Source organism: Chitinophagaceae bacterium, assembly GCA_007695095.1.
Taxonomy (GTDB): Bacteria; Bacteroidota; Bacteroidia; order Chitinophagales; family REEL01; genus REEL01.
This window is the reverse complement of the sequence record REEL01000050.1, coordinates 1-7324: the sequence shown is the minus strand read 5'-3', so window position 1 is coordinate 7324 and position 7324 is coordinate 1. Positions and strand designations below refer to the sequence as shown.

At 35.5% G+C, this 7324-nt stretch carries 10 protein-coding genes; 1 reads left to right on the top strand and 9 read right to left on the bottom strand.

The genetic code is table 11. The features are described from left to right. Nucleotides 1–92: 92 nt before the first annotated feature. The 7 genes from EA412_01105 to EA412_01075 form a co-directional block, all read right to left on the bottom strand. A complete protein-coding gene (locus tag EA412_01105; GenBank protein TVR83092.1) occupies nt 93–1229 on the bottom strand; it encodes an ATP-binding protein in 1137 nt (378 codons plus the stop codon). A gap of 242 nt (nt 1230–1471) precedes the next feature. Further along, nucleotides 1472–1678 (bottom strand): hypothetical protein, encoded by a 207-nt coding sequence (locus EA412_01100; protein ID TVR83091.1) that lies wholly within the window; start codon nt 1676–1678, stop codon nt 1472–1474. A gap of 101 nt (nt 1679–1779) precedes the next feature. Then, nucleotides 1780–2238 carry a hypothetical protein gene (locus tag EA412_01095; protein TVR83090.1) on the bottom strand — a complete coding sequence of 153 codons (459 nt, stop codon included), beginning with the start codon at nt 2236–2238 and terminating at the stop codon, nt 1780–1782. 876 nt (nt 2239–3114) lie between these two features. Continuing rightward, the gene (locus EA412_01090) at nt 3115–3537 is read right to left on the bottom strand and encodes a hypothetical protein (protein ID TVR83089.1); all 423 of its coding nucleotides are present in this window, start codon (nt 3535–3537) and stop codon (nt 3115–3117) included. Continuing rightward, nucleotides 3534–3971: a hypothetical protein gene (locus tag EA412_01085; protein TVR83088.1), complete on the bottom strand. Its 438-nt coding sequence runs from the start codon at nt 3969–3971 to the stop codon at nt 3534–3536. Before EA412_01085 ends, EA412_01090 begins: the two co-directional genes overlap by 4 nt. A 201-nt stretch (nt 3972–4172) precedes the next feature. Further along, the gene (locus EA412_01080) at nt 4173–4931 is read right to left on the bottom strand and encodes a hypothetical protein (protein ID TVR83087.1); all 759 of its coding nucleotides are present in this window, start codon (nt 4929–4931) and stop codon (nt 4173–4175) included. Nucleotides 4932–4976: 45 nt separating this feature from the next. Continuing rightward, nucleotides 4977–5540 carry a hypothetical protein gene (locus tag EA412_01075; protein ID TVR83086.1) on the bottom strand — a complete coding sequence of 188 codons (564 nt, stop codon included), beginning with the start codon at nt 5538–5540 and terminating at the stop codon, nt 4977–4979. A 56-nt stretch (nt 5541–5596) separates the two neighbouring features. Between EA412_01075 and EA412_01070 the strand changes: the two genes are divergently transcribed. Beyond that, a complete protein-coding gene (locus tag EA412_01070) occupies nt 5597–6028 on the top strand; it encodes a hypothetical protein (protein TVR83085.1) in 432 nt (143 codons plus the stop codon). Here EA412_01070 and EA412_01065 read toward each other — a convergent pair. Continuing rightward, the gene (locus EA412_01065; protein ID TVR83084.1) at nt 6023–6691 is read right to left on the bottom strand and encodes a tetratricopeptide repeat protein; all 669 of its coding nucleotides are present in this window, start codon (nt 6689–6691) and stop codon (nt 6023–6025) included. The genes EA412_01070 and EA412_01065 overlap by 6 nt on opposite strands. A 3-nt stretch (nt 6692–6694) precedes the next feature. Beyond that, nucleotides 6695–7300, bottom strand: coding sequence for a hypothetical protein (locus EA412_01060; GenBank protein TVR83083.1), 606 nt, complete (start codon nt 7298–7300; stop codon nt 6695–6697). Between the last annotated feature and the right edge of the window lie 24 nt (nt 7301–7324).

Sequence of the window (7324 nt, the reverse complement as noted above, 5' to 3'; positions counted from 1 at the left end):
TTCCATGTAAGTTTCATTTGCAAATTTATGGAATGATTGGCACAATCGGGGAATTGATTGAAGAAATAAAAAATGCAAATATTATTTCATGCTTAACTGCGGACTGGATCGAAAAGAATATGTAAATTCTCCGGATTGATAGTTAAAAGTTCTTCAACCCCATATTTATTTCTGAAACTTTCAGGAAGTTTCGCTTTTCGTTTTTTACTCCATTTGATCTCAAAAGCAGATAAATTCTGGTTTCTTTCTATTACCAGATCTATTTCAGCTCCATCATAAGTGCGCCAGAAATATAAATTGGCTGAAAGACCCTGGTTATTATGTTGCTTCACAAACTCGCTGATCACAAAATTTTCCCAAAGAATACCGGCATCTGTACGATTGGGCAGAGGGTTGAAATTTCCTGTCAACGCATTCATAATGCCATTATCAAAAAAGTAGTACTTGCTGCTTTTCTTTATTTCATTTCGCAGATTTGAACTAAATGAGTCGAGCCTGAAAATGATAAAACACTTTTGGAGCAAATCGAGATGTCTTTCTATTAGTGGACGGGAAAGGCCGGTAAGATTCGACAGTTCATTAACAGAAACCTGACTTCCAACTTGAAGGGCCAGCGCTTTGAGCAATTTACGAATACTTGCCGAGTCCTTTACCTGTTCAAAAGTTAACAAATCCTTAAAAAGATAATCAGATGCAAGTTCTGAGACTTTCTTTTGCTTTTGCCAGCTCTCCATGGTTACTACTCCTGGATATAAACCATAAACCATAAATTCCTTAAGGCTTTCAAGAACCTGCAGCCATCCGTCTTTCATTCTGAGTTCATCCACTGAAAGGGGATATAAACGGAATTTCAGATTTCTACCTGTAAGAGGCTCCTTTACTTTGGTCGAAAGATCAAAGCTGCTTGAACCTGTGGCAATGACTTTATATTCCGGTAGCTCATCATAAATGGTTTTCAAAATGGCACCAATGTTATCAAGGGTTTGTGCCTCATCAAGGGCAACAATCCGTGTTGAGCCAAAAAGGGCTTTGATGGCTCTTAGATCTCTGCTTTCCAGAATGGGTGCCACAGTGGTATTTTCGCAATTGATAAGCAGGCTATCTGAATGCTCTTTCAATAATTCACGAACAAGGGTTGTTTTTCCAACCTGCCTTGCACCATAAAGGATAATAATCTCCCTTGCCGGAAGCCATTTCCTTAATATAATTTCCATTTGTCGCTTATACATATTCAGAGATTTTTTTACCTGAAAATAATAAAACAGATACAAATATAAGCTTATTTCTTTAAATTTTTAATCAATTTTTGGCCTATTATTGCATTATTTTTTACAATTTTTGGCCTTAATTATTAGTGAGGGTATGACTTTGAGTCATGCCCTCACTAACCAAAATGTATCAAATGGATATTGAATGGCAAATTCAATGGTGTTCGGAGCGGAATTGCAATTTCCGCTCAGCGTGGGCAGAGTTAAAAATCCCGCTCAGTGTCAATGTCTTCTTTCGCATTCTCATCTTGAATCTTATGACTTGATGATGTTATTAAAAAGCCCCATAGAGGACTTAGTATAAAGCTTAGAAAAAATGACATCCAAAACCCCATTCTACGTTTGGAACCGCTATAACCTATTGCTAAAGAAAGGGATATCCATAAAACAATTATAATTGCGTAATCCATATTTTTTTTAAAATAAAAATTATTCGTCAAGTATTTGTTGTGTCTTTAGTTCAAACTTAACATCATTGACATTAGAATAAATGAATAAAAGTAGTTTTGATCTAAAATCCTTTACGCATATAAGGAAATGCAACATCATACTTACCCACAGTAAAATCAATTTTTTTATCAAGCCGTGTAAACCATAACCGACTGAAAAAGTATACTTCCTTGTTTTTTGTGATAAGTCTGTAATAATATGGTTTTAAGAAATGTGTCCAATAGCTTCTGTCGTATACCTCATCGAGATATAAAATCTCATCGAAACTAATAATCTTGTATTGGCCTTTTATTTTAAAATAAAACTCTCGTTTCTGGTTGTTGAAATCCACTTTAATTTTGATATCATTGATGTAATATTGAATGTAGTATGATAACGGTTTCAAACCCAAATAAGCTCCAAAAACGATCCAGATCATCCAACCAATAATGATATGTTCATGATCACTGTTTGCTATTAATATAAATGCCCACCCTAAGAGGATAGGAGTTACTAAAAAAATGTGTGGCAATATTGCCATTAAAAACCTTTTTGTGATCATGACTTTAATGGATTGAAACAGGTAACCATATGAAATTCAAAGAACAAATTCCCGATTGCAATATATAAAATATTTTCATTGGTGGGATTAAAAAATAATGTCACCGCTATGCGGCTTTGAATGGTTGTGGTATCATTTCAATTTCTACCATAATTTCACCGCTATGCGGCTGGTTGGTTTGATTCTGATTGCTCCGGAGGAGCTCCACATTTGTAGAAGCATGCAGCCCGAATGATTCCGGGCGCTGCACGCAGTTGCGGTTGAGAAAACCGGGATGGTTTTGCAGCGCAATATTGTCTGGTTAAAAAATCATGAAAAATAAATCGCTGGTTTGCGAAACGCGCCGGGAAGCGCGTCTGTACAAGCCATTGTGATGAATAATCTGAGACGTGCCGGGATGCACGTCTCTACAGATGGATTCAATTTGAACTTTGCAGGAATTTATTTTTTCAGGGTTTTCATGTAAAGACGCGCTTTTCGGCGCGTCTCACATCCAACACATCGAAATACCTGTACAGACGCGCTTTACGGCGCGTCTCCAGAATTGCAAATAATGAATGGGGATTGAATTACAAATTCAGTGGTGTTCAGAGCGGAAATGCAACCGACCGTAGGGAGTTCAGCGAAGCTAAATGCCGCTTAGCGGGGTAACCTATTCGCTAAGCCATTAACTAAAGGTGTCCTGCTGTCCTTGGGCATAGAACTCAATTTTAACGTGATTTAGAATACTATGAAATAGTTTTTATTTCAGGTAATGATGCTTTTTAAGATAAGACATAGCGATTGTGATATACTGAACTTGTATTGGTCTTTAACCCAAGACTCACCAGGAACTAATCTACTAATAAGCAAGCATCACAAAAACGCATAAATCTTACCATCCTTGAATGAGAAAAATAAATAAATGTAACTAATCACATAAATAATTAATAGCCCACCAATATTCTCAGTTGTAATTCCTTCATAAAAGAAAGAGTTAAAAATATAGTTCAATATCAACATTAAAGACACAGAAAGAATCACAACAATTGTTTTGAGAATAATAATCTTTTTCCGATTGCTAATGTTACTAGTTAATTTCTCAAAAACTATGTTTTTTAGGAGCAGCAGAAAAAGAGGTGACCCCACAACTAAAGCATAGCAAACTTGTGAAAGATTAACTTTTGACATGTCAAATCCTACAGAAAGGTAAACAACCCCAAAACCAACAAATAAATGTAAGGTAACTATCAATATTGCTACAATAAAATTGTTTGGCTTTTTCATGCTAATTTTCATTCGTTATTTAAGTGATAGTTGCGATATCTTAAAACATCTGCATCATGTTGCTTCATCCGTATATGCATTTGCCGATTAACTTCAAACTGATAAACACTATAGCTAAATACAGCACCAATAATTGCTGGAGGTATAGCACTCATGTTAAAACCTTTTAAACTCCAAGAATTTTGCTTTCGATTATTTGTGTTTAAGTAAATAATATTGAACCCTGCGAATAAAATGATGTATAAAGCAAATCCTATGGGTGTCTGTACTCCAATCATTAATTGCTGATTCATTATAAATTCAAAAGGAGATAACAATATGAAAAGCCATAAAGGTTGTAAAAAAGCCAACCATAATGCTGAAATTGTAAAAGCTCCGAAAGTTTCTTTATTTCCTCTTTTGTATTCGTGAAAAGAAAGGAAAAGGATATAATCAAAGTATTTCATATTGCACACATATAAGGTTGTATAAATTATTCAATCACCAGTTCCAGATAAAGGGAGACGGAGCCAAACCCCCAGGGCTAAAGTTTTGTAATGGAGGTGCGCATGGGGGCTTGGTTTCGATTAAACCTATTTCTAAACTCAACCATATAATATTTAATGCCTCACTGCCCCCAAGACTTGGATATGCTGTATTCCTCCTATTTAACGATTTCTGTCTATATAAAACTGAATATAAAAATCATAATCAGAAAATTGCTCTTGTAAAAAACTGAGTCTTGACAGAATTTCTTTTTTCAGATTTTTATCAAGCTTGCACTGATCATCAAGGAATGTATAATAGTTTTCAATCATGATTTTGTCTTCTTCAAAAAAAATATGGAAACAACAAAGGGAAAATAATTCGTAACCCGTGTTTTCATTCTTTTGGAAATGCATGATTTCACTAATGATGTCAAATAGCTTATTGTATAAATCCTTGTTTTGAAACGATTTATGGTTCTTTTCAATATAAATCATATTCGGTCGGCACGGGCTGGGATAAGAATACTGAGCCACAAGCATGCTTCTTCTAAATAAAAAGTCCCATAAAGATAAATCCTGTAAATACAATGTATCCTTATTCTTATCTGGTTCCGAAAAAAGCCAAATATAGATGTAAATATAATCTGTGGTAAATTCAAAATCTGATGGATTAAGATTCAATAGGGACTTATGAAAATTTTCTGGAAAGATCTCATTTTCCAGTTGTGAGATTTCTGCTAGATAATCAAAATACTGTCTGGTTTCAGGAATATTGGAATATTGGGTAACATAATGACCAAGATAGCTAAAAGCTATTGTCATTGCAGAGATGCCTTCATCAGATTTGTAAAAATTGCTTTTTTTAATAATTCCAAAAAAATAATAAGAAAAGGAAGCAATTATAACAAACAATAAAATTGTGATAGTTTTTTTGTGCATAATACTTTTATCTTACATATTGAAATTAACCTTATTACAAGAGGGTTAATCTCCTGACAAATAATTCCTAAATAATTCAAATTGTTGATAATTTTGAAATCTTATTAGACTGAGCGTTACATTTCCCTGATTTCTAAATTCAATCAAATAACCAGTTATACGCGGACCCCCTGGACTCACATAACTTGCAGGTTGATTTTTAAACCAATTAATGTCTGTAACACTGCTTAATCTTGATCTCCTGTAATGAACATCCATATGAATAGTTTCATCACCTATGTTTAAACTTACATTTTCGAAAACTTCCCATCTGCCATAGCGTAAACCATCAACATCAAAGTCAACATTAATATTGTATTGGAGATAACCATCGGCACTACTACTTGGTGTGTTTTTATATAACTCTAAAAGGGCTTTGTTTCTAATCGCTCTATTTCGTTCTGCTATAGTTACATTTTTTATTTTCTTTTGCAATTCTTGTCTTGCTCTTTCCCTTTGTTGGCTTTGAACATGATTAAACATCATCACATACGCCCCTGTAACGGCGCCGTTGGCGAATTTGCCGCCACCCAGGGCTTCGGCGGTGCCGCCGATGGCCCCGGCATTCAAAGAACGATTTGCCCCTGCAATATATAAAATTTTTTAATTTATGGGATTTACCACACTTGGGTTTTTATCTCCGGCCGTTTCAATTAATCCGCAGCAGGGTAGGGACAGGACTCGGCCTGTCCCGGAATTGCAACCGGCTGCAGGGGTTCAGCGGAGTTAATAAACAATCTGCAGCGGACAGGTCAAGCCCTGTCCCTACCGGATCATATGTATTAAATCCGGATGCCGGTCAAGCCCGGCATACACAGGGAAGGTTTGGTGTTTTCTTTCATCGGGATCTGTTTACCGGCATATCTGCTTTACACGCAGGTAGCATTGCCGGACAGGAGTTTTATTGGCTGGGGAGGTCTCCAATCCTCGTTATAAAGATCACCTTAGGTCGTTTTTTGCCGATTCAAAGCTCTTTATTATTTTTACTTTTGAAAGCCTATCAATTAGATTGTTCAGCTAACAGGGTTTTAAACCAATATATTTCCCTTTCCTTATAAATTATCCAAAACTTTCTGATGGTTGTACTCTATGAATTTGTATTGCCTGTACATTGGAAGATCTTTATCCAAAGGATAAGCTTCAATCAAAGAATCTATTATCTCTAATCCTTTCTCTTGGTCCATTATAAATGTGTAATGAGCCATATAAACCAGGTAAAAAACTTTACCTGTTCTTTTATATTGTTCATGATAAAACTCAACTGTTTTTTCATAATTGTTTATTGCTAAAGTTTTTTCCCCAAACTTATCATAAAGTTTTCCCAAGATTGAATAAACTTCAATTTGGTAGTTCTTAACTTCCTTTGCTATTTGCTCATAAATCTCAATAGCCTCATCATATTTTCCAAGCTTAGTGTATATATATGCTTTAGTTTCATATGCATAGAAAAATGTTGAATCAAGTTGAATTGCTTTATTAAGTAATTCTAAAGCGTCATAGTAACTTTCTTTATCTCCTCTGTAAGTAAGCAAAGTTGCTTGATTGTCAAGATCAATAAGCTCATCAGAAAATATCTTTAAGGGAGTCTGATTATCTTGCTTTGAAAATTCTTTCTTTGCATTTTCTTTTTTGTCTGAGTAATTATTGCCTTCCGGGGTTTTATCATATTTACAAGAAATTAACCCTGATAACATAATTAAGATTGTTAAGTAGTTTTTCATGTGTCAAAAATCAATTCTATAAATAAAAGGAGTTCTTGGGTAAGCATTTCCATGCAGCCATTTGTAGGTCCTATAATAAATTTTTATCTCAACACCAATATTATTGCCTGATGATGGCAAGGGCATATAACCCCATCCAATATTGGTATGATTATTTTTCCCTGAACTATACCTTGGACCTGAATCTGGCCAGATTTGCAAATTCCCCCTATATAATTCATTGCCATTTTCAAAAATTGTTATGGAAGTTAAATATGTTATCGAGGTCGCCATTTTCTCGGAAGCAGGGGCAAAAGCTGAAGTTGAAGCATAAACATACCAACTACCATCATCACTTTGAAATACTTTTCCGGATAATATATAAAAAAACCCTCCGGCACTCCCAACGCCAGGTAATCTAATCCGACTTCCCTGAAAACTTTCCTCGTAAAATTGCAGTTCTGAGTAATTTGGTGTATCCCCCGAACTTTTTGTAGTCTCATTCATCAAATGATTAAACATCATCACATAGGCCCCTGTAACGGCGCCGTTGGCGAATTTGCCGCCACCCAGGGCTTCGGCGGTGCCGCCGATGGCACCGGATATGATTACCTGGCCGGCTACGGACATGTTGGGGGACTGGGATTGTAATAG